Origin of the sequence: Mycolicibacterium palauense (assembly GCF_002592005.1) — a bacterium.
Lineage (GTDB): Bacteria > Actinomycetota > Actinomycetes > Mycobacteriales > Mycobacteriaceae > Mycobacterium > Mycobacterium palauense.
Map to the genome: position 1 here is coordinate 149,546 of NZ_NVQF01000002.1, position 25,324 is coordinate 174,869.

Consider the following 25,324-nt stretch of genomic DNA (forward strand, 5'->3'; position numbering starts at 1 on the left):
ACCTCAGGGGGAGCTGTACATGGGCAATCCGGCGATCGATTCGGCGGCCGCGATGCTGGCCGATCCGCAGGCCTACACCGACGAGGCCCGACTCCACGAGGGGCTGGCCCACCTGCGGGCCACCGCGCCCGTGTCCTACGTCGACGTGCCGAACTACGCCCCGTTCTGGGCGATCACCAGGCACGCCGACATCATGGAGATCGAGCGGGCCAACGACGTGTTCACCAACTCGCCGAGGCCGGTGCTGGTGACCAAGGCGGGCGACGAGGCGCAGGCCGGCGTGGGGATCCGCACACTGATCCACACCGACGATCCCGAGCATCGCGACCTGCGTGCCATCGGCGCGGACTGGTTCCGCCCCAAGGCGATGCGCGCCCTGAAGGACCGCGCCGACGAGCTGGCCAGGATCTTCGTCGACAAGATGGCCGCCGAGGGGCCCGAGTGCGACTTCGTCCAGCAGGTGGCGGTCAACTATCCGCTCTACATGATCATGACCCTGCTGGGCGTCCCGGAATCGGACTTCGCGCTGATGCTCAAGCTGACCCAGGAGCTGTTCGGCAGCGACGACGACGAGTTCAAGCGGGGCGCCGACGCCGCCGAACAGATGACGGCCCTGGTGGAGATGTTCCAGTACTTCACCGCGCTGACGGCGTCACGGCGCGAACATCCGACCGACGATCTGGCGTCGACCATCGCCAACGCCCGGATCAACGGCGAGCCGCTGTCCGACATCGACACGGTGTCCTACTACGCGATCATCGCCGCCGCGGGCCACGACACCACCAGCGCCAGTATCTCCGGGGGGATGCACGCCCTGGTGGAGCACCCCGACCAGCTGACCCGGCTGCGGGCCGACATGAGCCTGATGCCGCTGGCGGTGGAGGAGATGATCCGGTGGAGCACCCCGGTCAAGGAGTTCATGCGTACCGCCCAGCGGGACTACGAGATTCGGGGGGTTCGCATCCCCGCCGGTGACTCGGTGCTGCTGTCCTACGTGTCGGGCAACCGGGACGAAGAGGTGTTCGACGACCCGTTCACCTTCGACGTCGGCCGGGATCCCAACCGGCACATCTCCTTCGGCTACGGCGTGCACTTCTGCCTGGGGGCGGCCCTGGCGCGCCTGGAGGTCAACAGCTTCTTCAGCGAGCTGCTGCCCCGGCTGGAGTCCGTGCAGCCGGCCGGAGCGCCCCAGCACATGGCGACCACCTTCGTCGGCGGTCTCAAACACCTGCCGATCCGGTACCGGCTCGGCTGAGCCGGCACCGGACCCGCCGGGTCAGCGCTGCATCGCCGTGGCGTCGTCCAGGCGGGCCTTGAAGTCGGTGTAGTCCGAGCCCGCCCGCTCCTTGTGGGCGGACAGGGCCCGGATCGACACATCGTGGCCGGTGACGCTGCCGCGCAGGGCGCCGACGGTGGCCTGCTCCCTCGGGACGTCCTTGAACGGGTCGAACTGATACCAGCGCATGGCGTTCTCGTGGGTGATCTTGTTGATCTCGTCGTCGGGAACCCCGTAGGTGTCGAACACCGCCCACAGTTCCTCGGGCGCCCCCGGCCACATCGAGTCACTGTGCGGGTAGTCCATCTCCCAGCAGATGTTGTCGATGCCGATCAGGTGGCGGTTCTTGACCCCGACCGGATCGGAGATGAAACAGGTCATGAAGTGCTCCCGGAACACCTCCGAGGGCAGCCTGCCGCCGAAATTCTGATGCGTCCACGTCGAGTGCATCTCATAGGTGCGGTCCACCCGGTCCAGGAAGTACGGGATCCAGCCCGTGCCGCCCTCGCTCAGGGCGATCTTGAGATCGGGATAGGCCTTGATGGGCGCCGACCACAGCAGGTCGGCGGCGGCCTGGACGATGTTCATCGGCTGCAGGGTGATCATCACGTCCATCGGCGCGTCCGGGGCCGTGATGGCCAGCTTGCCCGACGAGCCGATGTGCACGTTCATCACCGTCTCGGTGTCCACCAGCGCCTGCCACATCGGTCGCCAGAAGTCCAGGTCGTGAAAGCTGGGGTAACCCATGGCGGCGGGGTTCTCGGTGAAGGTCAGTGCGTGCACGCCCTTGTCGGCGACCCGGCGCACCTCCTCGGCACACAGCTGAGGGTCCCAGATCACCGGCAGCGCCATCGGGATGAACCGCCCCGGCGCGCTGGCGCACCACTCGTCGATGTGCCAGTCGTTGTAGGCCTGCACCAGGGCCAGGGAGAACTCGGAGTCCTCGGTGGCGAACAGCCGCGCCGCGAACCCGGGAAACGACGGGAAGTTCAGCGTCGCCAGCACCCCGCCGGCGGACATGTCCTTGACCCGCTCGGCCGGGTCGTAGCAGCCCTTGCGGATCTCGTCGAGGCCCTGGGGTTCCAGGCCGTACTCCTCCTTGGGCCGGCCGGCCACCGCGTTGAGCGCCACGTTGGGGATCACCACGTCGCGGAACTGCCAGGTGTCACTGCCGTCGGCGTTGTGCACCAGCCGCGGCGCCTCGTTGCGGTAACGCTCCGGCAGATGATTGGCGAACATGTCCGGCGGCTCGATGATGTGATCATCCACGCTGATCAAAATCATGTCGTCTTTGTTCACGGCGAGGATCCTCTCCCGATAGCGCAACGGTATGCCACCACAATAGCGACATCGCCGACCACGCGAAGCCTGGTCGAGGTTTACAGATCGAGCCGAAGGTGTCAGGCCGTCAGCAGCGGGGCGAGCCACTCGAGCTCGCCGGGCAGCTGCGCGCTCCAGAACGACGCGTTGTGCCCGCCCGGGGAGAACCCGCCGGCCGGCGGGGTGGGCAGCTGGGCGACGAACTCCCGGGTCGCCGCGTAGAACGGGTCCGAGGTTCCACAGTCGATCCGGATCGGGATCTGCGCCAGCGCGGGCAGCCCGAAGACGCTGTTCGCGTCGAAGTCGCCGGGCCCGTCGAAGGCCCCCGGCGCCGTCGCGCCCGAGGACAACCACAGTGCGGGGCTGACCGCGCAGATCGCGGCGGTACGCGCCGGACCCAGTCGCGCGCCGAGCAGCAGGGCGCCGTAACCACCCATCGACCAGCCCAGGAACGCCACCCGGGAGGTGTCCAGACCCTGCGAGCCCAGCATCGGGATCAGCTCGTCGAGCACCATCGCGCCCGAGTCCTCGCCGGAGCTGCGCTGGTGCCAGTAGCTGCCGCCGCCGTCGACGGCCACCACGGCGAACGGGGGCAGCCCGGCCGCGACGGCCTGCGCCAGGCCCTGCTCGACGCCGCCGGCCATCACGGTGGCCGCGTCGCTGCCCTTGCCGTGCAGCGCGATCACCGGTCGCAGCGGCGCCGTCTGCCCGGGCGGGCGGGCGATGGCCCAGTTGGTGTTCACGCCCCCGCGGGCCGCCGAGACGAACGAACCGGTGACCATCGTCGGGGCCGGTGCGGCCGCCGCGGGCTCCAGCGGTGCGGGCGGGCCCAGCGGCGCGCCGAGGCCCGTCATCGCGACCGACGGTTTGCCGGCCGGGGTGCCCGCGTCGAGCATCCCGCCCAGAACCGAGGCGCCGGCGGCGCCCGCCGCCGCCCCGGCACCCAGGCGCAGCAGGGTCCGTCGGCTCAGCTCGGGCATGCCGTCATCTTGCCACCGGTTTCCTCCCGGGGTCTGCCGGCTCCTCGCCCGGCGGCCAGGGTCCGGACCGGGTTTGACGGAAAACGCCCAGCGTGACCGGGGTGACTGGCAGCATGACTAATCGTGACGGCAGCAGTCACTCCGAAGGGAGAACGGCGACGGTGCGCATTGGTCAGCGCCGCCGCCGACTTGCTGTGCGAAGGCGGATTCGAGGCGGTCCGGCATCGGGCCGTCGCGCGCCGGGCCGGCCTGCCGCTGGCGTCGACCACCTACTACTTCTCGTCGCTGGACGAACTGATCGCGGCCGCGGTCGAATACGCCGGACTGCGCGAGGTCGCCGAGCTGCGCGGCCGGGTCGCCCGGCTGTCACGACGCCGGCGCGGCGCCGAATCCACCGCAGACCTGTTGGTCGACCTGCTCGTCGACGGTGCCCCCGGCGCCGTGGGCATCGAGCAGCTCGTGTCGCGCTACGAGCGCTACATCGCGTGCGCGCGCCAGCCCGAGCTGCGCGAGATCCAGCGGGGGGTCCTGCAACAACGCGCGGAGGCGGTCGGTGAGGCGGTGGTGCGATGCGGGCGCACGGTCCGGCCCGCCATGCTCGCGGCGCTGGTCTGCACCATCGACGGGGCGGTGATGGCCGCGCTGGTCGACGACATCGACCGTGTGCGGGCCACCGCACGCGCCACCCTGATCGACGTGATCGACGTGCTCGCGCCGTTCGAACGCGTCGCACGGGTTTGATCCCGCCCGGGGACGGCAATGAACCCGGGCGTGAGTGTTGCCACCCTCGTCGACGCCGCTCTGGACCGCTCGGTCTTCCTCGGCTACACCAAGGTGGGTTCGCGGCTGCGCCGCCGGTGGTGGCCCGAGGGGCCCCGGAGGGGGTCGATGGCGGGCAAGCGGGTGGTGGTCACCGGGGCCACCTCGGGTATCGGGGAGGCGATGGCACGGTCCTTCGCCGAGCTCGGCGCCACCGTGCATCTACTGGGACGTAACCCGCAGAAGGTCGCCGCCTCGGCCGGCAGGATCCGCGGCGCGCTGCCCGGCGCACAGGTCGTCGAGGAGATCTGCGACGTCTCCGATCTGGACGCGGTGCGGGCGTGGACGGCCGACCTGCGGTCGCGGATTCCCGCACTGCACGGGCTGGTGCACAATGCCGGGTCGATGCCGCCGGAACGCGCCGAGACGGCGCAGGGCCACGAGACCCAACTGGCCGCCCACGTGCTGGGACCCCATCTGATGACCGAGGAGCTGCTGCCGCTGCTGCGGGCCGCCGGCGGGGCCTCGGTGGTCTGGATGTCCTCGGGCGGGATGTACACCGCACCGCTCGTCGACGACGACCTGGAATCCCGGGAGGACTACAGCGGGATCCGGACCTACGCGCGGACCAAACGCATGCAGGTGGTGCTCGCCGACGCGTGGGCCGACCGGCTGGCCGGTACCGACGTGCGGGTGGAGAGCATGCATCCCGGCTGGGTCCGGACGCCCGGCGTCACCGAGTACCTGCCCCTGTTCGACCGGGTCACCGGACCGCTGTTGCGCGACGCCGCCGACGGCGCGGACACCGCGGTCTGGCTGGTGGCCACCCGCCCGCCGTCTCGGCCGGGCCATTTCTGGCATGACCGGGCCCAGCGCCCGACGACCTTCGGCTGGCAGCGCGGCACGGACCCGCAGCGGGTGGCACGGTTCCTGGCGCAGGTCACGGAGCTGACCGGCACACCCGACCCCTGGCCGCGCTGAGGCCCGGCGCACACGGCTCATGCGGCTCATTCACCGGAGCCGCGCTGGAGCCGGTTCTGCAGCAGACCGATTCGGTGGGCGTTGCCCGGTAGCTCCAGGTAGCGGCGCCCGAACGCCATCAGCAGTACGTCGTCGAGGCGGCGCACCGCCCCCGGCGGGAAGCGGTAGTCCATCGCGGCGTTCACGGCGTCGGCGTCGACACCGGCCAACACCGCGTCCAGCTCCTCCAGTGAACGCACCCCCAGATCGGCGAGCAGACCGGAGATCCACGCGTAGCGGTCGGTGCGCGACCAGCCGGCGTCGGGGAACCGGTTGCCCAGATACGTGGCCAGCACCGGGGTCGGGATGCGGGGCTCCCCCTCGCTGCGGGTGTCCACCGGCGGAGCCGAGGACCGCAGCCGTTCCCGGATCGCCGAGAACTCCAGGTCGGCCAGCTCCAGCAGACCGGCGGCCAGCGTGAACCGCCGGTCCAGGTCCGGCGCGTCCTCCTCGGGAATTGAACCCTTGTACCGGATTTCGTGTTCGAACTCCGCCCAGGCGTGCTGCAGGATGGTGCGCACCTGAATCGACGCCGGTTGCTGCTCGCCCTCGACGGCGACCAGCAGATGCCGGCTGGCGTAACCCCAGCGGCCGGCGCTGGCCGTCTCCAGTCCCATGTCCCGGTCGTCGAGCAACTGCATCTCGTCGCCGAGCAGGGTGGCCACCGCGTCGACGTCGTCGCGCAGGTAGGTGATCACCCGCAGACCGATCTGGTCGGTGATCTCCGAGAGGGGGTCGCTGTAGAGCCGCTGCCCGTCGACGATGCGTTCGGCCTTGGCGGCGAAGGACGCCACCGTCTTGGTGCGCGCGGTGACACTGAGGTAGTTGATGCCGGCCTCGTCGAGCAGGGCGGTCACCCTGCCCAGGTAGCGCTCGGTGCTGTGCTTGAGCGCCGGGCGGCGTTCGGTGTAGGTGGCGATGGCGTCCTGCACCGCCCCCGGCGTCGTCTCCGGGGGCGCCGGGTGAAGATCGGCCGGCAGCGTCGGGGTCACGATGTAGCCGGTCTGGAAGTCCCCGTAGACGGTCACATCCTCGGGCCGGGCGGCGGCGTACATCGCGACGTAGGCGCAGATCACCGCGTCGACGGGATCCTCGGCGCGGCGCAGCTCACTCTTGCGGTCGGCGCGTTCCACGCCGGCCCGCAGCCGCTGCCAGTCGGGATTGTCGTCGACGCGCAGCGCTGGCGTCGCCGTGGCCAGGCCCTCGATGAGGTCCATCAGCCGCAGCAGCTCCGAACGCAGCTGGGCGACGCTGCGTCCCGGCTTCGCCTTGTATTTCAGGGTGCGGCCCAGCCGGAACAGCGCGATGGTCGCCGGGTGCGGGTAGACCTCGATCGCCCGGCGGGCCGCGGTCGACCCGGGATCCATGTCGAGGTCCAGCGCGTCGGCCAGCACCGCCGCCCGTGGGGTGCCGGCGAATTCGGGCTTGCCGGTGTTGGCCGGGTGCGCCCCGGCCTGGAACCGGCCGAAGTCGGCGTTGAGTGCGCGTTCGGCCGGCCGCTGCCCGGTCGGGTTGGTGACGATCAGCGGCGCGTCGATGGCGACCAGGCACCCCTCGGCGGTGTACGGGCGCAGGGCGGCCCGGATGCTGTCGTCGTCTCCGGCGGCCCCGACGTGCACCAGCCGGCCCGACTCGGCGTCGACCGCGGCGACACCGCTGGGCCGACGCTGCCCCCAGGCCAGGTCCACACCGACGAAGAACATGGCCTCAACTCTGGCGCACACACCGGCTCCAGGTGTCCTCACCCCACCCGTTTCCCCCGGCGTTTCGCCCGCGGGCGGCCCGTAAGCTGTGTGTTCGTGAGCATTCCCAACGTCCTGGCAGCGCGCTACGCCAGCGCTGAGATGGTCCGGATCTGGTCTCCGGAGGCCAAGATCGTCGCCGAGCGCCGGCTGTGGCTGGCCGTCCTGCGGGCCCAACTGGAGCTGGGGGTGGGCAGCGTGCCCGCCGCCGCCGTCGACGACTACGAACGGGTGCTCTCCGACGTCGACCTGGACTCCATCGCCGCCCGCGAGCGGGTGACCCGCCACGATGTCAAGGCCCGCATCGAGGAGTTCAACGCGCTGGCCGGCCACGAGCACATCCACAAGGGGATGACCAGCCGTGACCTGACCGAGAACGTCGAACAACTGCAGATCCGCCGGTCACTGGAGCTGGTGTTCGCCCACGGTGTGGCGGTGGCCGCCCGGCTGGCCGACCGGGCCGCGGCCTACCGCGACCTGGTGATGGCCGGCCGCAGCCACAACGTCGCCGCGCAGGCCACCACCCTGGGCAAGCGGTTCGCCTCGGCGGCCCAGGAGACACTGCTGGCGCTGGCGCGCGTCCGCGACCTGCTCGACCGCTACCCGTTGCGCGGGATCAAGGGCCCGATGGGTACCGCCCAGGACATGCTCGACCTGTTCGACGGCGACACCGCCCGGTTGGCCGAGCTGGAGCGCCGCACCGCGTCGTTCCTGGGGTTCTCGACGGTGCTCACCAGCGTCGGGCAGGTCTACCCGCGGTCGCTGGACCACGACGTGCTCTCGGCCCTGGTGCAGCTGGGCGCGGGGCCTTCCTCGTTCGCGCACACCGTGCGGCTGATGGCGGGCCACGAGCTGGTCACCGAGGGGTTCGCGCCGGGCCAGGTGGGTTCCTCGGCCATGCCGCACAAGATGAACACCCGCAGCTGCGAGCGGGTCAACGGTCTGCAGGTGGTGCTGCGCGGCTACGCCTCGATGGCCGCGGAGCTGGCCGGGGCGCAGTGGAACGAGGGCGATGTGTTCTGCTCGGTGGTGCGCCGGGTGGCACTGCCGGACGCCTTCTTCGCCATCGACGGGCAGACCGAGACCTTCCTGACGGTGCTCGACGAGTTCGGTGCCTACCCGGCGGTCATCCAGCGCGAGCTCGACCGCTATCTGCCGTTCCTGGCCACCACCCGGATCCTGATCGCCGCGGTGCGCGCCGGGGTGGGCCGCGAGACCGCGCACGAGGTGATCAAGGAGCACGCCGTGGCCGTCGCGCTGGCCATGCGGGAGCAGGGCCGCGAACCCGACCTGCTGGACCGGCTGGCCGCCGACCCGCGCCTGCCGCTCGACCGCGCCGCCCTGGAGGCCGCGCTGGCCGACAGGCAGGCGTTCACCGGGGCCGCCGGGGACCAGGTCGACCAGGTGGTCGCGGCGGTGCAGAAACTCCTCGAGCAGTATCCGGAGGCGGCGGGCTACACGCCCGGCGCGATCCTGTGACCACCGGGAACCTGGCCGCGGTCGACCTCACCGACCTCGACAACTTCGCCGCCGGGTTCCCGCACGAGCTGTTCGCGCTGCACCGCGCGCAGGCGCCGGTGTTCTGGCACGAACCCACCGCGCACACCCCCGACGGCGAGGGTTTCTGGTCCGTCGCCGGCTACGCCGACACCCTGGCCGTGCTGCGTGATCCGGAGACCTTCTCCTCGGTGACCGGCGGGTCACGCCCCTTCGGCGGCACCCTGCTGCAGGACCTGCCGATCGCGGGCCAGGTGCTCAACATGATGGACGATCCACGGCACGGCCTGATCCGGCGGCTGGTCAGTTCCGGGCTGACCCCCCGGATGATCGGGCGTGTCGAGGACGATCTGCGGGCCCGCACCGCCCGGCTGCTCGACGCCGGATCGGGCCGGTCCTTCGACTTCCTGGTGGACGTCGCCGCCGAGCTGCCGATGCAGATGATCTGCATCCTGCTGGGGTGCCCGAGACCGAGCGGCACTGGCTGTTCGAGGCGATCGAGCCGAACTTCGACTTCGGCGGCTCCCGCTCGGCGTCGATCAGCCGGCTCTCGGTCGAGGAGGCCGGTTCGCGGATCTACGGCTACGGCATGGACCTGATCGCCGCCAAACGGGACCGGCCCACCGACGACATGCTCTCGGTGGTGGTCAACGCGCAGGTGGACGACCCGGAGGCGCCCACGCTGTCGGATCTGGAGCTCTACCTGTTCTTCAATCTGTTGTTCTCCGCGGGCGCGGAGACCACCCGCAACGCCGTGGCCGGGGGCCTGCTGGCGCTGGCCGAGCACCCCGACCAGTACGACGCCCTGCGTGCCGATCCCACGCTGCTGCCCACCGCCGTCGAGGAGATGGTCCGCTGGACCACGCCCTCGCCGTCGAAGCGCCGCACCGCCACCCGCGACACGGTGCTGGGCGGGCATACGATCGCCGCCGGCCAGAAGGTGCAGGTGTGGGAGGGGTCGGCCAACCGCGACCCCGCGGTGTTCGCCGACCCGGACCGCTTCGACGTCGGCCGCCGGCCCAACCCGCACCTGGGGTTCGGGCAGGGTGTGCACTACTGCCTGGGCGCCAACCTGGCCCGGCTGGAGCTGCGGGTGCTCTTCGAGGAGCTGCTGAACCGGTTCGGGCGGGTCGAGGTGGCCGCGCCCGTCGAGTGGGCCCGCAGCAACCGCCACACCGGCATCCGACACCTCTACGTCACCCTCACCCCGTGATTTCGGTGCACCTGGTCCCGCTGGGCGGGACTCAGTGCACCGAAATCACGCGACGGATCTCGGCGATGACCCGGTCCGGCCGCTCGGTGAGATGCCACCAGGTGAAGCGCAGGACCTGCCAGCCCAGCAGTGACAGCGTGTTCTGCCTGGTCCGGTCGTTCTGGAAATCCGCGACATCGCTGTGAAACGCCCAGCCGTCGACCTCCAGCGCCACCTTCAGGTCGGGAAACCCGACGTCGACCAGGTACCCGCCCACCGCGAGATTGGCCACCCATCCCGTGATGCCGGCGGACCTCAGCAGGGTGATCAGCAGCCGCTCGGCGTGCGAACGGGCTCCGTCGCCGGCGCCGTGCAGCAGCATCCGCGCCCGCGGCGACCCATAGCGTCCCTTGTTGCGCAGATGTGCCTGCCACAGCTCGGGCAGGTCGGCGTGCCGCTGCAGCGCACGGTCCATGACGAACGCCGGGGTCTCCACCGCGGTCAGTGCCAGCGACGTCACCCGCAGTCCCTGCCGCTCGACGGTGTCGTGCGGGCCGAGGTCGCGCCGTCGCGTGCGCGTCCCCGGGTGCCGGCGGCCGGTCGACACCCGCGGCACCGTCACCTCGACGATCTCGGGAGCCCGGTCGACCAGGCGGTGCCACCAGGCGGCGGACAGTCCGCTGGCCGCCGCGTGCGGGCCGTAGCCCCACACCGACGCCCGGACGCGTGCGGAGTCGGTGAAGGGACGGTCGGCGACGAAGTAGACGCCCCGCGCGCACCGGCGCCAGTGCCCCGACTGCACGCGGCGGTGCACCGCACGTCTGTCCATGCCCGCGCGCTGCGCCTGTTCCAACGTGATGACGCCGTCATGGCGCCGCAGGAAATCATCGATCACGACAAGTTCGACTGCCGGGCCGCACGACCGGTTCCCCCGCGATTTCGGTGCAGCTGGTCCCGCTGGGCGGGACTCAGTGCACCGAAATCACGATTTCCAGGGGGTGGCGATGCCCGCCGCGCGCAGTTCGAGGGTGGCCAGGCCGCGCACCGCGATGGGGTCCTCGCGCCGCCAGGCCCCGACCGGGTCGATGCTGACCGCGGCCAGCCGGGATAGCGGGCGGTTGGCCAGGGCCCGCAGGGCCAGCAGCTGTTCGCCGGCCGGTGTGGCGGCCAGCGTGATCGCGGTCCACTTGCGCCGGAAGAACCGGATCCGCAGGAACAACCAGGGCATCGCGGCGGCCAGGATGGGCGGCGCGGCCACCGCCAGGGCCAGCACCCAGGCCAGCCAGCTGGCGGTGGTGTCCAGGTTGTGTCCGGCCCCGGCGATGTCGAGGGCGGCCTCGCTGGCCGAGGTCAGCGGTTTGCGCAGGTCGTCACCGATGAACGGGACGTTGTCGATGCCGTTGCCGGCCGAGTCCAGACCGTCGGAGACGCCGTTGGCGCCGCGCTCGACCTGCCGGCCCACCTCGGCAATGATCGACACCGCGGCGTGCACCGCCATGCCCACCATCACCCAGATGGCGGTCCACGCCACTACCGCCACATCACTGAGCAGCTGCAGCAGCAGCCGGTGCGGGGTGGTGGCGTAGGGCAGGAACTTCGATCTCATGGGGTCGATCCCAGCACGCCGCGCGCGGCGCCGTGGTCGATAGGGTGACGTGGTGCGCCCCCCTCTGTCTGACTACCAACACCTGGCCAGCGGCAAGGTTCGCGAGCTCTACCGTGTGGACGACGAGCATCTGCTCTTCGTCGCCTCGGACCGGATCTCGGCCTTCGACTACATCCTCGACAGCGAGATCCCGGACAAGGGCCGGATCCTGACGGCGATGAGCGTGTTCTTCTTCGATCTGGTCAGCGCGCCCAACCATCTGGCCGGCCCGCCCGACGATCCGCGCATTCCCGCCGAGGTGCTCGGCCGGGCGCTGGTGGTGCGCAGGCTGGAGATGGTGCCCGTCGAGTGTGTGGCACGGGGCTATCTGACGGGGTCCGGGCTGATCGACTACGAGAAGACCGGCTCGGTGTGCGGGATCGCGCTGCCGCCGGGGCTGGGGGAGGCCAGCCGGTTCGCCGAGCCACTGTTCACCCCGGCGACCAAGGCCGAACTCGGCGCCCACGACGAGAACATCTCCTTCGACGACGTCATCGACCTGGTCGGGCCGGTGCGCGCCAATCAATTGCGGGAGCGGACGTTGCAGACCTACATTCAGGCCGCCGATCACGCCCTGACCAAGGGCATCATCATCGCCGACACCAAGTTCGAGTTCGGTGTCGATCCGGACGGCAACCTGCGGCTGGCCGACGAGGTGTTCACCCCCGACTCGTCGCGGTACTGGCCCGCCGACTCCTATCGGCAGGGAGTGGTGCAGCCCAGCTACGACAAGCAGTTCGTGCGCAACTGGCTGACCGGACCGGAGTCGGGGTGGGACCGCCACGGTTCGCAACCCCCGCCGCCGCTGCCGCCGGATATCGTCGACGCCACCCGCGACCGCTATATCGAGGCCTACGAGCGTATCTCGGGTCTTCGCTTCGCCGACTGGATCGGACCGGCCGCGTGAGCGCCCCACAGCCGACTCCGCCGGTGGCCAAGCGGGTGGACTCCCGCAGGGAGTTCCACGGCGATGTGTTCAACGACCCCTACGAGTGGTTGCGGGACAAGTCCGATCCGGAGGTCATCGCCTACCTGGAGGCCGAGAACGCCTACACCGACGCGGTGACCGCACGCCTGGAACCGTTGCGCCAGCGCATCTTCGACGAGATCAAGGCCAGGACCAAGGAGACCGACCTCTCGGTGCCGACCCGGCGCGGCGAGTACTGGTACTACTCGCGCAGTTTCGAGGGCAAGCAGTACGCGGTGCATTGTCGTTGTCCGATCGGTCATCCCGACGACTGGAGCCCGCCGATCCTCGACGAGCACACCGAGATCCCCGGCGAGCAGGTCTTGCTCGACGAGAACCTGTTGGCCGAGGGGCACGACTACTTCGCGCTCGGCGCGGCCGCGGTGAGCACCGACGGCAGCGTGCTGGCGTTCTCCGTCGACGTGCTCGGGGACGAGCGCTACACCCTGCAGTTCAAGAACCTGCAGACCGGCGAGCTCTATCCCGACGAGATCGCCGGTATCAGCGCGGGGGTGACCTGGGCCGCCGACAACGAGACGGTGTACTACTGCACCGTCGACGACGCGTGGCGGCCCGACACGGTCTGGCGGCACCGGCTGGGCAGCGGGCTTCCCGACGTGAAGGTCTACCACGAGCCCGACGAGCGCTTCTGGATCGTGGTGGGGCGCACCCGCAGCAACGCCTACGTGCTGATCGGGGCCGGATCGGGCATCACCTCGGAGTTCTTCTACGCCGACGCCACCGACCCGGACGCGGAGTTCACCAGCGTGCTGCCCCGGCGCGAGGGAGTGGAGTACTCCGTCGAGCACGCCGTCGTCGGGGGTGAGGACCGGTTCCTGATCCTGCACAACGACGGCGCGGTGAACTTCGAGCTGAACGAGGCGCCCGCCGCCGATCCGAGCGCTCAGCGCACCCTGATCGCGGGCCGCGACGACGTCCGGCTCGAGGGGGTCGACGCGTTCGCCGGTCATCTGGTGGTCAGCTACCGCCGCGAGGCGCTGCCGCGCATCCAGCTGTGGCCGATCGGCGACACGGGCGGTTACGAACCGCCCCACGAGATCTTCTTCGATTCGGAGTTGATGGCCTCCGGGCTGAGCGGCAACCCGAACTGGGACGCCCCCCGGTTGCGGATCGCGGCGACGTCGTTCGTGGTTCCCGCGCGGGTCTACGACCTCGACCTGGCCACCAACGAGCGGATTCTGCTGCGCGAACAGCCGGTCCTGGGCGACTATCGGCCCGAGGACTATGTCGAGCGCCGGGACTGGGCGACCGCCCCCGACGGGGTGCGGGTGCCGATTTCTCTGGTGTACCGCAAGGGGATCGAGCACCCCGGTCCCGCGCTGCTCTACGGCTACGGGGCCTACGAGTCCTGCGAGGACCCGAGGTTCTCGATCGCGCGGCTGTCGCTGCTGGACCGTGGGGTGGTGTTCGCCGTGGCCCACGTCCGCGGCGGCGGGGAACTGGGGCGGCTGTGGTACGAGCACGGCAAGATGTTGATGAAGAAGAACACCTTCACCGACTTCGTGGCCGCCGCCGGGCACCTGATCGACTCGGGCCTGACCCAGCCGCAGAACCTCGTCGCACTCGGTGGCAGCGCGGGCGGTCTGCTGATGGGCGCGGTGGCCAACATGGCCCCGGATCTGTTCGCCGGGATCCTGGCCCAGGTGCCCTTCGTGGACCCGCTCACCTCGATCCTGGACCCGTCGTTGCCGCTGACCATCACCGAATGGGACGAGTGGGGAAACCCGTTGAGCGACAGCGAGGTCTATGCCTACATGAAGTCCTATTCGCCCTATGAGAACGTCGGGGCGCACGACTATCCGGAGATCCTGGCGATGACCTCGCTCAACGACACCCGGGTGCTCTACGTCGAGCCGGCCAAATGGGTTGCCGCGCTGCGTCACACCAAGACCGACGGTCATCCGGTGCTGTTGAAGACGCAGATGGCCGCCGGTCATGGAGGCATCAGTGGGCGCTACGAGCGCTGGCGGGAGACGGCGTTTCAGTACGCCTGGCTACTGGCCACCGCCGACCGCGACCACTACGGCAGCGGCCAGGTAGGCGACCTGCTGGGCTGAGCGCAGCCACAGCCGCGTCGTCATCGAGGCCGGCGGGTTGGGCATCCGCGCGGCGTGCACGTTGGCGGGGAACATCACCAGCAGCAACACGGCCAGCCCCGCCGCCGCGCCGACCCGCGTCACCGGGAAGAGCAGCCCGGCGGCGCCCAGCAGTTCCAGCACGCCGGTGACGGTCACCAGCAATGCCGGGGCCGGCAGTCCGGGCGGCACGATGGCGATCATTTCGGCCCGCCGCGGCGGGACGAAATGCGCGATGCCGGTGAGCGTGGCCCGCGCCGATCCGGCCACGGCCCGGCTGGCCGCGTGGTCGCTGGTGCACGGGTTCGCCACACTGTGCCTCAACGAGGCCGTCGTCGTCGACGACCCGGCCGCGGCCGCGGAAACCCTGGGGCGATGCTCTTCGACGAATGAGCGGCCTGCTCTGCGGGCCGCGGTGTTAGCGTGGCGCCCGTGAGTCTCACCGATATCCCCCTGACGACCCTGGACGGCAAGCCCACCTCGCTGGCGGAGTACTCCGACAAGGCGGTGCTGCTCGTCAACGTCGCCTCCAAGTGCGGCCTGACACCGCAATACGGTGCCCTCGAGCAGCTTGCCCGGGACTACCGGGACCGGGGGCTCGTGGTGATCGGGGTGCCGTGCAACCAGTTCATGGGCCAGGAGCCCGGCAGCCCCGAGGAGATCGCCACCTTCTGCTCCACCACCTACGGGGTCACGTTCCCGCTGCTGGAGAAGGCCGAGGTCAACGGTCCCGGTCGGCACCCGCTGTATGCGGAGCTGACCAAGACCGCCGACGCCGAGGGTGCGGCCGGGGACATCCAGTGGAACTTCGAGAAGTTCCTGCTGGCACCCGGGGCCCGGGTCGTCGGGCGGTTCCGCCCGCGCACCGAGCCGGATGCACCGGACGTGGTCGCGGCCATCGAGGCGGTGCTGCCCGGCTGAATCGCCGGGACTTGTCACCGCACGTCCGGGTGTCCGACACCGTCTGGACACCTGCGCTTGACACACTGAGGGCGTGGCTGGGCAACTGATCGTCTCGGTGTCCGGGATCAGCGACCGGACGGTGGCCGACGTCGACGCATTCGCTGCCGAGCTGGCGTCCCGGGCGGTCCCGCTGTCGCTGTTGATCGCCCCGCGTCTCAAGGGTGGCTACCGCCTCGACCGCGACGATGCCACCGTGGACTGGCTGACCGATCGCCGCGCCGGCGGTGCGGCGATCGTCCTGCACGGCTACGACGAGGCCGCCACCAAACGGCGCCGCAGCGAATTCGCCAGCCTGCCCGCACACGAGGCCAATCTGCGCCTGATGGCCGCCGACCGGGTGCTCGGGCACCTCGGGCTGCGCACCCGGCTGTTCGCCGCGCCCGGGTGGACGGTCTCTGCGGGCGCGGTCACCGTGCTGCCCCGCAACGGTTTTCGTTTGATCGCGGGTCTGACCGGGATCACCGACCTGGTGCGCGGCAGCAGCGTGCGCACCCGGGTGCTGGGCATCGGGGCGGGTTTTCTCGCCGAGCCCTGGTGGTGCCGGACCCTGGTGCTCGCCGGCGAACGCACCGCCCGCCGCGGTGGAATCGTGCGGGTCGCGGTCAGTGCCCGGGCGCTGGGCAAGCCCGGCCCCCGCCAGGCGGTGCTCGACGCCGTCGATCTCTCGTTGCTGCACGGTTGCACTCCGACGGTGTACCGCTGGTTGCCGAAACCGGCGCTGGAATCCGCCGCCTGACTCGTTGAGCCCCAGCGCCGGCCCCGTCGGCGGCTACCCTTACCGTCGCTGCCGGGACGCTCCCGGCCGGCGGGCCCCGGGCCCGACTCGCCCAGCCGTGGAGGACGCCGTGACATCCAGAGTGCATCCAGCCGCAGCGCTGGTCGTCGTCGCACTGTGTGCCGCCGGGTGCGGCGCCGACACCGCCCGGCCGGCGTGGGCGGTGCTGACCGAGCTCGGGCGCGACGACGTGCCCATGCGCCCGGGCGCCAACGTCCGCCTCTTCAACGAGGTTGATCTCAACGCCCGGGGTCTCGTCGACTACGACACGGCCACGGGGTATCTCACGCTGCAGCCGGGGACCTATCGGGTCGACGGCTGGTCGCTGACGACATTCGGCTACGAGTTGACCAAAGACGAGCAGGCGCAGACGTTCTCGGCCCCCGGGTACGCCTTCCTGTGGAACGTGGACACGGAGCGCATCGAACTGCTCGGATCCATGCAGGACCCGTTGTACGGGCAGCCGAGCATTCTCGACGGCATTGTCGAGGTCCCGGCGAGCACCCGGTACTACCTCGCACACCAGAACGGCAGAAATGTCGCCGGCATCCACCTCCAGGTGCACGATCCCGACGCCACGATGCCCGACGGGTCGGTGTCGACGAATCACGCCTTCGCGCGCCTGGTCGTCGAGCCCCTGTGAGGCGGAGCCGAACGTCGGGCTCCTGTGAGGCGGAGCCGAACGTCGGGCTCCTGAGGCGGAGCCGAACGTCGGGCTCCTGAGGCGGAGCCGAACGTCGGGCTCCTGAGGCGGAGCCGACAATCGGATCCTGAGGCGGAGCCGACCTTCGGATCCTGAGGCGCAGCCGAAGGTCCGATGCCCGGGAGGGCTCAGGCCAATGCCGCCAGTTCCGGCGGTTCGGCGCTTCCGCGCAGTCGTGACGCGTCCTGACCCGGCGGGTTGCCGAAGAGCCGGCGGTACTCGCGGTTGAACTGCGAGGGACTGTCGTAGCCCACGGAGTGGCCGACGCCGGCCACGTCCCCGGGATGGGCCACCAGCAGCGAACGTGCCTGCTGCAGCCGGATCCGCTTCTGAAACTGCAGCGGGCTCATCGCCGTGATCGCGCGGAACCTGCGGTGGAAGGCCGAACTGCTCATGCCGGCCAGCCGCGCGAGTTCGTCGATGCGGAGCGGCTCGGCGTAGTGGTCGCGGATCCATCCGATCGCCGCGTCGATGTGGGTGAGGTTGCTGTCGGCGATCCCGATCTGGCGCACGGTGCCGCCCAGCGGTCCGGTGATGAGCCGCCAGAGGATCTCCTGCTCGACCAGCGGTCCCAGCACCGCCGCGTCCTGCGGGCGGTCGAGCAGTCGCAGCATCCGCGCGACGGCGTCGAGCAGGTCCGCACCGGCGGGGGCGGTCGCGATCGCCATCGGGTCGGGTGCCGGGCGGGGCGCGCGCGCGAGGCGGGCCCGCAGTGCCAGACCGGCCACCGCGGCGGGGTGCAGGACCAGGGCCATCCCCAACGCGGGTGTGTCCGCGGCGGTGTCGAGGTAGTAGCCGGTGACCGGCAGGCTCGCCGTGACGACCAGGCACTGGCCGGCCCGGTACTCGTGAACCGTCTCGCCGAGCATCAGTCGCTTGCCGCCCTGGGCCATCACCACCAGCAACGGCTCGGTCAGCGAGTAGTCGGGTCCGGCCGAGGGAACGGCGACGCGGGAGAGCAGCAGCCCGTCGATGGGTGTCCGCAGATCGGGACGGGCATGGGCGGCGATGAGGTCACGGATCTCGGTCAGCAGATCCTCGGCGGTGTGCACCATTGCGACGGAACACCTCCGGAGCTGGTCGTGGCACGGATTCACCAGTATTCAGCCGAATCGAGCAGGATTATGCAAGAGGCTGGCCGGATTGGTCTACCGCCAGGAGCCGTGCGGCGATTCGATGGAACAGCAACACAGACCACGGAATCGGAGAATCACAATGCCATTGGATCACTACCGCACGCTGGGCCGCTCGGGTCTGCGGGTGAGCCCGTTCGCACTCGGAGCGATGACTTTCGGACAAGATCCCGGCGGTGCCGGGTGCACCGTCGAGGAGTCCGAACGGATCCTCGACGCCTACCTGGACCGCGGTGGAAACTTCATCGACACGGCCAATTTCTACACCAACGGACACTCGGAGAAGATTCTCGGCGACTTCTTCTCCCGCCGGCCCGGGCGTCGCGAGCACATCGTGCTGGCCTCGAAGTTCTTCGCCAACATGTTCCCGGGCGACCCCAACGGCGGTGGTGCGGGCCGCTCCGCGATCATCGCCCAGTGCCACGAGTCGCTGCGCCGGCTCCGGACCGACCACCTCGACGTGTACTGGCTGCACAACTGGGACCGCCACACCCCGATCGAGGAGACGATGCGGACGCTCGACGACCTGGTGCGGGCCGGGAAGATCCGCTACATCGGGTTCTCCAACACCCCCGCATGGGTGACCAGCCAGGCCCAGACCACCGCATTGCTGAAGGGGTGGACCCCGCTGATCGCCCTGCAGGTCGAGTATTCGCTGCTGGCTCGCACCGTCGAGGGTGAAATCTCCCCGCTGGCACTCGATCAGGGAATGGCGCTGGTGCCCTGGAGCCCGCTGAAGAACGGCTACCTGTCCGGGAAGTACCGCCGCGACGGCATGGTCACCGATTCGGCCCGCGCGGCCTTCGTCGGCGGCCCGAGCGAGGCCGAGTTCGCGGTCATCGACACCGTCGCCACCATCGCCGACGAACTCGAGACCTCGTCGTCGGCGGTCGCGCTGGCGTGGCTGCGAAGCCGGCCCGGAACGGTCGTGCCGATCCTGGGAGCCAGGCGGCTGCAGCACCTCGAGGACAACCTCGCCGGCCTGGACGTCGCACTCGGCGCCGCGCAGGTGCGCGCGCTCGACGCGGTGTCGGCCCCGGACCTGGACTACCCGGCGTCGGTCAACGCCGACATCCGATCGACGCTGCAGTTCGCGGGCACGACGGTCGACGGGCAATCCTCCGAGGTGTACCCGCCGCTGCTGCAGCGGGACACCGTGTACTGAGTCCGGGCACGGTGACGGCCCGTTCGCGCACATCGGCGGACCGCGGGGTTCGCCCGACCGACTGCGGCTAGCGTGAGGAGCTATGGACGCTGACGTCATTGTGGTTGGGGCCGGGCTGGCCGGGCTGGTCGCCGCCGGCGAGGCCGTGGAACGTGGCCGGCGGGTGCTGATCGTCGAGCAGGAGAACGCGGCGAACCTGGGTGGACAGGCCTACTGGTCGTTCGGGGGGCTGTTCTTCGTCGACAGCCCCGAGCAGCGCCGGATGGGCATCCACGACAGCCACGAACTCGCCCTGCAGGACTGGCTGGGCACCGCGGGGTTCGACCGGGAGGAGGACTACTGGCCGCGCCAGTGGGCCCACGCCTACGTCGACTTCGCCGCCGGCGAGAAGCGCAGCTGGCTCGGTGAGCGTGGTCTCAAGGTGTTCCCGCTCGTCGGCTGGGCCGAGCGCGGCGGCTACGACGCGCGCGGACACGGCAACTCGGTGCCCCGGTTCCACATCACCTGGGGTACGGGTCCGGCGTTGGTCGACATCTTCGCCCGCCGCCTGCGGGACGACCCGCTGGTGCGGTTCTCGTTTCGTCATCGCGTCGACGAGCTGATCGTCGACGACGGTGCCGTCGTCGGTGTGCGCGGCGCGGTGCTGGCCCCGTCCACGGCGGCGCGGGCCGTCGCATCGTCACGGGAGACGTTGGGCGACTTCGAATTCCGATCCTCAGCGGTCATCGTCACCAGCGGTGGGATCGGTGGGAACCCGGACCTGGTTCGGCAGAACTGGCCGGCCCGGATGGGCCGGGTCCCTGGCCAGTTGCTCACCGGGGTGCCCGCCCACGTCGACGGCCGGATGATCGCGATCACCGAGTCCGCCGGGGCCAGGGTGATCAACCGGGACCGGATGTGGCACTACACCGAGGGCATCACCAACTACGACCCGATCTGGCCCAACCACGGCATCCGCATCCTGCCGGGGCCCTCGTCGCTGTGGCTGGACGCCACCGGGAAACGCCTGCCCGGCCCGCTCTACCCCGGCTTCGACACCCTGGGCACCCTGGAACACATCTGCGCCTCCGGCCACGACTACACCTGGTTCGTCCTCAACGCCCGCATCATCGAGAAGGAGTTCGGGCTCTCCGGGCAGGAGCAGAACCCCGACCTGACCGGCCGCAGCATCCGCGAGGTGCTGGCCCGGGTGCGGCCCGGCCCGCCGGGGCCGGTGCAGGCGTTCGTCGACCGCGGGATCGACTTCGTCAGCGCCGGCTCCCTGCGGGAGCTGGTGGCTGGCATGAATGCGCTGCCCGAGGTGGCACCCCTGGACTTCGCCACGGTCGAGGCCGAGGTGACCGCACGGGACCGGGAGGTCGCCAACCGGTACAGCAAGGACGGTCAGATCACCGCGATCCACGGGGCCCGGGCCTACCTCGCCGACCGTATCGCGCGGGTCGTGGCTCCGCACCGGCTGACCGACCCGAAGGCCGGCCCGATGATCGCCGTCAAACTGCACATCCTGACCCGAAAGACGTTGGGCGGTTTGGAGACCGACCTCGACTCCCGGGTGCTCGGCGACAACGGGTCGGCACTGCCCGGCCTCTACGCCGCCGGTGAGGTGGCCGGGTTCGGCGGCGGCGGCGTGCACGGCTACCGCGCCCTGGAGGGCACCTTCCTCGGCGGCTGCATCTTCTCCGGGCGCGCCGCCGGCCGGGCCGCCGCCCGCGACATCGCCTGACCGTATCCGGTCAGGGCAGCACGAGCCGCAGCCGCTCCCAGCCGCGCACCGTCGAGGTCGGCGCGAGCTGCATGGTGTCGCGGTCGATGTCCCAGTCCGGCCAGCGGTTGAGCAGCTCGTCGAGGGCGACCCGGCCCTCCAGCCGGGCCAGATTGGCGCCCAGGCAGTAGTGCGTGCCCTTGCCGAACGTGACGTGGGAGATGTTGTCGCGGAAGATGTCGAAGGTGTCGGGGTCGGTGTAGCGGCGGGGGTCGCGGTTGGCCGCGCCGAACAGCAGCAGCATCGCGGCCCCGGCCGGCACCGTGGTGCCGTAACACTCGAAATCGGTTGTCATGTACCGCGCGACGTGCGGGCCGGTGGGCTCGTAGCGCAATGTCTCGTCGATCGCGCGGTTGAGCAGCGAGCGGTCGGCGGCGATCGCCCGGCGCTGGTCGGGGTGCTCGGCGAGCACCTTGGCCAGCCAGCCGATCAGCCTGCCCGTGGTCTCGTTGCCGGCCCCGGCGACGACCTGCGTGTAATGCAGCACCTCTTTGCGGGTCAGCGTGCGGGTGACGCCGAGCTCGTCGGTGAACTCGACGTTGAGCAGCGCCGTCATCAGGTCATCCGACGGGTTCTCGGCACGCCAGGACACGTAGTCGGCGTAGATGCTGCCGTCGGCGATGGCGTCGGCGCGGGCCACCTTCATCGGCGCGCCCGGCCTGGTGCGCAGGTTGGCGTCGTTGGCATCGCGCACCGAAACCTGCTCGGACTCCGGGATTCCCAGCAGCATCCCGATCACCCGCATCGGCATCATCGAGGCCAGCTCGGCGATGATGTCGAAGCCGTCGCTGCCGACGTGCGGATCCAGGCAGCCGATGCAGTAGCGGCGGATCTGGTCCTCGATCGCGGCCATCCGGCGCGGCGTGAACACCCGTGACATCAATCCGCGCAGCATCGTGTGCACCGGCGGGTCCTCGAACATCATGACGCCCTGGGGCATGTCGAAATCGGACTGGACGAGCTCCAGGATGTCGCTGCGCGAACTGGAGAAGGTCCGCCAGTCGGCCAGCGCCTTCTCCACATCGGCGTGGCGCGAGAGCGCCCAGAAGTCGTAGCGGTCGTTGTAGTAGATCGGGGCCTCGTCGCGCAGCCGCGCATACGTCGGGTAGGGGTCGGCGACGATGCCGACGTCATAGGGGTCGTAGTAGACCCCGGTGCCGGTCGCGGCCCCGCTCACCTCTCGCTCATTTCAGCAGGCTTCCCGCATCGACGGGCAGGGTGACCCCGGTGATGTAGCGGGCCTCGTCGGAGGCCAGGAACAACACGGCGTTGCTGATGTCGCCCGGCTGCACCCACGGGATCGGCATGACGTGAAACGACTGGCACACCGGGGCGAGGTCGTCGGGGCCCGGGGAGTCCAGATCGGGCCGGAACATCCGGTAGGTGGCCTCGTTCATCAGCAGCGGTGTGTCGACGTGCGTCGGGTGCACGGTGTTCACCCGGATCATGTGCTGGCCCAGCTCCACGGCGAACGACCGCATCAGCCCCACGACGCCGTGCTTGGCCGCCACGTAGTGGCCCACCTGCGGGTAGGCCTTGGTGCCGCCCACCGAGCTGGTGATGATGATCGAGCCGCCGTGCCCGCCGGCCAGCAGATGCGGCACCGCCGCCTTGACCGTCTTCCACACCCCGGAGAGGTTGACGTCGATGGTCTCCTGCCAGATCGGTTCGCTCATCTTGTGCAGCTTGACCCCGGTGGTGCCGATGCCGGCATTGGCCACCACGATGTCCAGGCCGCCCAGCTGGTCGGCGCCGGCGTCGACGGCCGCCGCCAGGGCGGGGAAGTCGCGGACGTCGACCTCGGCCGTGACCACACGGCGGTCATGGCTCTTGACCAGCTCGGCGGTCTCGTCGAGGTCTTCGGGCGTCGACGCCGGCGCCGGTGAGTCGTCGAACCCCCGGCAGATGTCGACCGCGATGATGTCGGCGCCCTCCTGGGCCAACCGGACCGCGTGACTGCGGCCCTGACCGCGCGCGGCCCCGGTCACCAGGGCGATCTTGTCGGCTACCCGACCGGTCATGGCGCCTCCGTCCCCGCATGCTGAGCGACTGCTCAACGGTAGCGGGCCCGGGGCGCCGTCAAAGCGAAATCGCCCGTTCTTCGGGCAGCACCCGGAAATCGGTGTCGGTCATCTCGCTGAGCCGGCCGTAGAAGATGCCGCGCGCCTCCTGGGCGACGATGCCCTGGTGGATCGGCACCGCATGGGTGGGGGCCACCGCCCGCAGGTAGTCCACGGCCTCCCAGATCTTCATCCAGGGTGCCGCGGCCGGGGTCGCCAACACGTCCACGGGCTCGTCGGGTACGAACAGCGCATCGCCGGGGTGCATCAGCCGCGCCGGGTGTTCGCCGTCGCCGACGAGATACGAGATGTTGTCGACGACAGGGATTTCCGGGTGGATGATGGCGTGCCGCCCACCGACGCCCCGGATGCGCAGACCCCCGACGGTCAGCTCGTCGCCGACGTGCACCGCCCGCCACGGCTCGCCGAGCTGGGCGGCGGTCTGCGGGTCCGCGTACAGCGCCGCCTGCGGGTTCGCCTCCACCAGGGCGGGCAGCCGTTCGGGGTCGGCGTGGTCGGGATGCTGATGGGTGACCAGGATCGCCGATAGGCCGGTGATGCCCTCGAAGCCGTGCGAGAAATTGCCCGGGTCGAACAGCACGGTGGTCTCGGGGAAGCTCGCCAGGAGACATGAATGTCCGAAATGCGTCAACTCCATGCCTACGATTGTGCGCTCAGGACGGTGTCGGGGCTGGGGAGGCCGAGTGCTACGGACGGTCATGGTGGTGTCGCTGCTGGGCATGGGGCTGCTCGTCGGCCCCCCGGCGGCGCCGGTGGCCCGCGCCGGGCCCGAGACCTGCCCGCCCACCTGCGACCGGATCCCCTCGGCGGCCTGGCCGGCACCGTGGTCGCTGCCGCTCTACAGCACCTACCGGTGGCCGATCCTGTCCGCGCTGGACCGGCCCGCGCCCGGGGCGCAGTTCCGGTTCGAGGAGCTGTGCCGCACCCCGCGCCGCCCCGGTGACCCCCGCGACTACGCCGTCGCGGCCAAGAGGGTCATCGACCAACCCGCCGGACAATGGCAGTTACAGGCCCAGATCGTGCACTGGCGCGGGGAGACCTGGCGCGGCGGCGAGCTGGCCCTGGACGTCTTCGACGCCGCCGCCGAGGCGCTGCAGGCATGCCAGCGCGGCAACCCCGCCTACTCGCCGTCGATCACCACCCACACATCCACCCGGCTGGCGGCGGTGCTCAGCGGCCCGCAGGTCGTGCACTGGTACCTGATCGCCGACCCCGCCAGCAGCACGCTGAGCGAACTGGCGCTGTGGACCGAGGCGGTGCCCGGGGACGAGCCCGCGGTCGCGTGGCCGGTGGTTCCCGACGAGGCGGTGTTCGACGCGTTGGCCACGCCGCTGTGCGGGGCCTACCTCGGCTCGTGTGGGTAGAGTGAACCCGAAAATCGTGCCGGATGATGCAGCGCGCCGGCAGCGCGCAGCGAGGAGTCGCCCCGTGGCCCGGGTGGTTGTCAACGTGATGCCCAAGGCGGAGATTCTCGACCCGCAGGGTCAGGCCATCATCGGAGCGCTGGGCCGGCTCGGACATCCCGGTATCGCGGATGTCCGGCAGGGCAAGCGGTTCGAGCTGGAGGTCGACGACACCGTGGGCGACGAGGAGCTGGCCGAGATCGCCGAGTCGTTGCTGGCCAACACCGTGATCGAGGACTGGTCGGTGACCCGGGAGACCTCATGACCGCCCGGGTCGGTGTCATCACCTTCCCCGGCACCCTCGACGACGTCGACGCCGCCCGCGCGGTCCGCCTCTCCGGCGCCGAGGCGGTCAGCCTCTGGCATGCCGACGCCGACCTCAAGGGCGTCGACGCGGTGGTCGTCCCCGGGGGATTCTCCTACGGCGACTACCTGCGGGCCGGGGCGATCGCCCGCTTCGCGCCGGTGATGGGCGAGGTCGTCGAGGCCGCCGGGCGGGGGCTGCCGGTGCTGGGCATCTGCAACGGGTTCCAGGTGCTCTGCGAGGCGGGACTGTTGCCGGGCGCGCTGACCCGCAACGCCGGACTGCACTTCGTCTGCCGCGACGTCTGGCTGCGGGTGGACGCGGTGACCACGAGCTGGACCACCCGCTACGAGCAGGGCGCGGAGATCCTCATCCCTGTCTCTTATCCACCTCTTACGCTACCGACGATACCCCTTGCGTAGTTCTCCTTCGTCCCCACCTCTGCATAATCACACAACTGATTATCATTTTCCTTCTCAGTTCCCTCACACACCTTCTTCTCTCCAACTCTACAGTCCACTCCTATCGTCCTGTGTTAACA

General features: G+C 70.3%; 23 protein-coding genes and 3 pseudogenes. 16 read left to right on the plus strand and 10 right to left on the minus strand.

Going from position 1 to position 25,324, the window contains the following annotated elements; translation table 11 throughout:
• The first annotated feature begins 19 nt into the window (after positions 1-19).
• Positions 20-1,255: a cytochrome P450 gene (locus CSR00_RS01615; protein WP_099020641.1), complete on the plus strand. Its 1,236-nt coding sequence runs from the start codon at positions 20-22 to the stop codon at positions 1,253-1,255.
• Positions 1,256-1,276: 21 nt separating this feature from the next.
• Here the strand turns inward: CSR00_RS01615 and CSR00_RS01620 are convergent, their stop codons facing one another.
• Positions 1,277-2,575 (minus strand): amidohydrolase family protein, encoded by a 1,299-nt coding sequence (locus CSR00_RS01620; protein ID WP_099020642.1) that lies wholly within the window; start codon positions 2,573-2,575, stop codon positions 1,277-1,279.
• A 101-nt stretch (positions 2,576-2,676) separates the two neighbouring features.
• Positions 2,677-3,576 (minus strand): alpha/beta hydrolase, encoded by a 900-nt coding sequence (locus CSR00_RS01625; RefSeq protein WP_099020643.1) that lies wholly within the window; start codon positions 3,574-3,576, stop codon positions 2,677-2,679.
• A 123-nt stretch (positions 3,577-3,699) separates the two neighbouring features.
• On the opposite strand from CSR00_RS01625, the gene CSR00_RS01630 reads away from it, so the two are divergent.
• Positions 3,700-4,317, plus strand: a complete 618-nt coding sequence (locus CSR00_RS01630; RefSeq protein ID WP_099020644.1) for a TetR/AcrR family transcriptional regulator — start codon at positions 3,700-3,702, stop codon at positions 4,315-4,317.
• Positions 4,318-4,347: 30 nt separating this feature from the next.
• Positions 4,348-5,316, plus strand: a complete 969-nt coding sequence (locus tag CSR00_RS01635) for an SDR family NAD(P)-dependent oxidoreductase (protein WP_328514681.1) — start codon at positions 4,348-4,350, stop codon at positions 5,314-5,316.
• Positions 5,317-5,342: 26 nt separating this feature from the next.
• On the opposite strand, the gene relZ is transcribed toward CSR00_RS01635, so the two are convergent.
• Positions 5,343-7,058 carry a bifunctional ribonuclease/(p)ppGpp synthase gene (gene relZ / locus CSR00_RS01640; protein ID WP_099020646.1) on the minus strand — a complete coding sequence of 572 codons (1,716 nt, stop codon included), beginning with the start codon at positions 7,056-7,058 and terminating at the stop codon, positions 5,343-5,345.
• Positions 7,059-7,154: 96 nt separating this feature from the next.
• Here relZ and purB point away from each other — a divergent pair, with 96 nt between their 5' ends.
• Positions 7,155-8,576 (plus strand): adenylosuccinate lyase, encoded by a 1,422-nt coding sequence (gene purB, locus CSR00_RS01645; protein WP_099020682.1) that lies wholly within the window; start codon positions 7,155-7,157, stop codon positions 8,574-8,576.
• Positions 8,573-9,807, plus strand: a pseudogene (locus tag CSR00_RS01650) (cytochrome P450). The gene purB and the pseudogene CSR00_RS01650 overlap by 4 nt, the downstream one beginning before the upstream one ends.
• A 31-nt stretch (positions 9,808-9,838) precedes the next feature.
• Here CSR00_RS01650 and CSR00_RS01655 read toward each other — a convergent pair.
• Together CSR00_RS01655 and CSR00_RS01660 are read right to left on the minus strand one after the other, a co-directional pair.
• Complete coding sequence (locus tag CSR00_RS01655; RefSeq protein ID WP_099020647.1) at positions 9,839-10,681, minus strand: type IV toxin-antitoxin system AbiEi family antitoxin domain-containing protein; 843 nt, start codon at positions 10,679-10,681, stop codon at positions 9,839-9,841.
• Positions 10,682-10,768: 87 nt separating this feature from the next.
• Positions 10,769-11,392: a hypothetical protein gene (locus tag CSR00_RS01660; RefSeq protein ID WP_099020648.1), complete on the minus strand. Its 624-nt coding sequence runs from the start codon at positions 11,390-11,392 to the stop codon at positions 10,769-10,771.
• Between the two features lie 52 nt (positions 11,393-11,444).
• Here CSR00_RS01660 and CSR00_RS01665 point away from each other — a divergent pair, with 52 nt between their 5' ends.
• Both CSR00_RS01665 and CSR00_RS01670 read left to right on the plus strand, forming a co-directional pair.
• Positions 11,445-12,338, plus strand: a complete 894-nt coding sequence (locus CSR00_RS01665; protein WP_099020683.1) for a phosphoribosylaminoimidazolesuccinocarboxamide synthase — start codon at positions 11,445-11,447, stop codon at positions 12,336-12,338.
• Complete coding sequence (locus tag CSR00_RS01670) at positions 12,335-14,476, plus strand: S9 family peptidase (protein ID WP_099020649.1); 2,142 nt, start codon at positions 12,335-12,337, stop codon at positions 14,474-14,476. Before CSR00_RS01665 ends, CSR00_RS01670 begins: the two co-directional genes overlap by 4 nt.
• On the opposite strand, the gene CSR00_RS01675 is transcribed toward CSR00_RS01670, so the two are convergent.
• Entirely contained in the window at positions 14,414-14,806 is a 393-nt protein-coding gene (locus CSR00_RS01675; protein WP_281259654.1) for a DoxX-related protein, read from the minus strand. The two genes, CSR00_RS01670 and CSR00_RS01675, sit on opposite strands and share 63 nt — an antisense overlap.
• On the opposite strand from CSR00_RS01675, the pseudogene CSR00_RS31705 reads away from it, so the two are divergent.
• The 4 genes and pseudogenes from CSR00_RS31705 to CSR00_RS01695 form a co-directional block, all read left to right on the plus strand.
• Positions 14,745-14,930 (plus strand): annotated as a pseudogene (locus tag CSR00_RS31705) (hypothetical protein); the annotation flags it as partial. The gene CSR00_RS01675 and the pseudogene CSR00_RS31705 sit on opposite strands and share 62 nt — an antisense overlap.
• Positions 14,927-15,415, plus strand: coding sequence for a glutathione peroxidase (locus CSR00_RS01685; protein ID WP_099020684.1), 489 nt, complete (start codon positions 14,927-14,929; stop codon positions 15,413-15,415). The pseudogene CSR00_RS31705 and the gene CSR00_RS01685, both read left to right, overlap by 4 nt.
• Before the next feature lie 73 nt (positions 15,416-15,488).
• Positions 15,489-16,193: a DUF2334 domain-containing protein gene (locus CSR00_RS01690; RefSeq protein ID WP_099020651.1), complete on the plus strand. Its 705-nt coding sequence runs from the start codon at positions 15,489-15,491 to the stop codon at positions 16,191-16,193.
• Positions 16,194-16,302: 109 nt separating this feature from the next.
• Positions 16,303-16,875 (plus strand): hypothetical protein, encoded by a 573-nt coding sequence (locus tag CSR00_RS01695; RefSeq protein ID WP_245905771.1) that lies wholly within the window; start codon positions 16,303-16,305, stop codon positions 16,873-16,875.
• Positions 16,876-17,063: 188 nt separating this feature from the next.
• Here CSR00_RS01695 and CSR00_RS01700 read toward each other — a convergent pair whose 3' ends face one another.
• Positions 17,064-17,990, minus strand: a complete 927-nt coding sequence (locus CSR00_RS01700; RefSeq protein ID WP_099020653.1) for an AraC family transcriptional regulator — start codon at positions 17,988-17,990, stop codon at positions 17,064-17,066.
• Positions 17,991-18,150: 160 nt separating this feature from the next.
• Here CSR00_RS01700 and CSR00_RS01705 point away from each other — a divergent pair, with 160 nt between their 5' ends.
• Both CSR00_RS01705 and CSR00_RS01710 read left to right on the plus strand, forming a co-directional pair.
• Complete coding sequence (locus CSR00_RS01705; protein ID WP_099020654.1) at positions 18,151-19,233, plus strand: aldo/keto reductase; 1,083 nt, start codon at positions 18,151-18,153, stop codon at positions 19,231-19,233.
• Between the two features lie 82 nt (positions 19,234-19,315).
• A complete protein-coding gene (locus CSR00_RS01710; RefSeq protein WP_099020655.1) occupies positions 19,316-20,956 on the plus strand; it encodes an FAD-binding dehydrogenase in 1,641 nt (546 codons plus the stop codon).
• A gap of 10 nt (positions 20,957-20,966) precedes the next feature.
• On the opposite strand, the gene CSR00_RS01715 is transcribed toward CSR00_RS01710, so the two are convergent.
• Genes CSR00_RS01715 through CSR00_RS01725 form a run of 3 tightly spaced genes read right to left on the minus strand, consistent with a single transcriptional unit; the run spans position 20,967 to position 23,713 of the window.
• A complete protein-coding gene (locus tag CSR00_RS01715; protein WP_099020656.1) occupies positions 20,967-22,172 on the minus strand; it encodes a cytochrome P450 in 1,206 nt (401 codons plus the stop codon).
• A 7-nt stretch (positions 22,173-22,179) separates the two neighbouring features.
• Positions 22,180-23,016, minus strand: a complete 837-nt coding sequence (locus tag CSR00_RS01720; RefSeq protein WP_099020657.1) for a mycofactocin-coupled SDR family oxidoreductase — start codon at positions 23,014-23,016, stop codon at positions 22,180-22,182.
• Positions 23,017-23,074: 58 nt separating this feature from the next.
• On the minus strand, positions 23,075-23,713 hold the full coding sequence (locus CSR00_RS01725; RefSeq protein WP_099020658.1) for an MBL fold metallo-hydrolase: 639 nt from the start codon (positions 23,711-23,713) through the stop codon (positions 23,075-23,077).
• Positions 23,714-23,759: 46 nt separating this feature from the next.
• On the opposite strand from CSR00_RS01725, the gene CSR00_RS01730 reads away from it, so the two are divergent.
• The 3 genes and pseudogenes from CSR00_RS01730 to purQ form a co-directional block, all read left to right on the plus strand.
• Entirely contained in the window at positions 23,760-24,440 is a 681-nt protein-coding gene (locus tag CSR00_RS01730; RefSeq protein WP_245905772.1) for an ATPase, read from the plus strand.
• Positions 24,441-24,504: 64 nt separating this feature from the next.
• Positions 24,505-24,744 (plus strand): phosphoribosylformylglycinamidine synthase subunit PurS, encoded by a 240-nt coding sequence (purS, locus tag CSR00_RS01735; protein WP_099020660.1) that lies wholly within the window; start codon positions 24,505-24,507, stop codon positions 24,742-24,744.
• Positions 24,741-25,163: pseudogene (gene purQ / locus CSR00_RS01740) on the plus strand (phosphoribosylformylglycinamidine synthase I); the annotation flags it as partial. The gene purS and the pseudogene purQ, both read left to right, overlap by 4 nt.
• Positions 25,164-25,324: the final 161 nt, after the last annotated feature.

What these genes read in the sequence shown, in the direction of transcription:
- CSR00_RS01615 (WP_099020641.1), top strand. Translation starts at nt 20, where the DNA reads ATGGGCAATCCGGCGATCGATTCGGCGGCCGCGATGCTGGCCGATCCG.
- CSR00_RS01625 (WP_099020643.1), bottom strand. Translation starts at nt 3,576, where the DNA reads ATGCCCGAGCTGAGCCGACGGACCCTGCTGCGCCTGGGTGCCGGGGCG.
- relZ (WP_099020646.1), bottom strand. Translation starts at nt 7,058, where the DNA reads ATGTTCTTCGTCGGTGTGGACCTGGCCTGGGGGCAGCGTCGGCCCAGC.
- CSR00_RS01660 (WP_099020648.1), bottom strand. Translation starts at nt 11,392, where the DNA reads ATGAGATCGAAGTTCCTGCCCTACGCCACCACCCCGCACCGGCTGCTG.
- CSR00_RS01700 (WP_099020653.1), bottom strand. Translation starts at nt 17,990, where the DNA reads ATGGTGCACACCGCCGAGGATCTGCTGACCGAGATCCGTGACCTCATC.
- CSR00_RS01705 (WP_099020654.1), top strand. Translation starts at nt 18,151, where the DNA reads ATGCCATTGGATCACTACCGCACGCTGGGCCGCTCGGGTCTGCGGGTG.
- CSR00_RS01710 (WP_099020655.1), top strand. Translation starts at nt 19,316, where the DNA reads ATGGACGCTGACGTCATTGTGGTTGGGGCCGGGCTGGCCGGGCTGGTC.
- CSR00_RS01720 (WP_099020657.1), bottom strand. Translation starts at nt 23,016, where the DNA reads ATGACCGGTCGGGTAGCCGACAAGATCGCCCTGGTGACCGGGGCCGCG.
- CSR00_RS01725 (WP_099020658.1), bottom strand. Translation starts at nt 23,713, where the DNA reads ATGGAGTTGACGCATTTCGGACATTCATGTCTCCTGGCGAGCTTCCCC.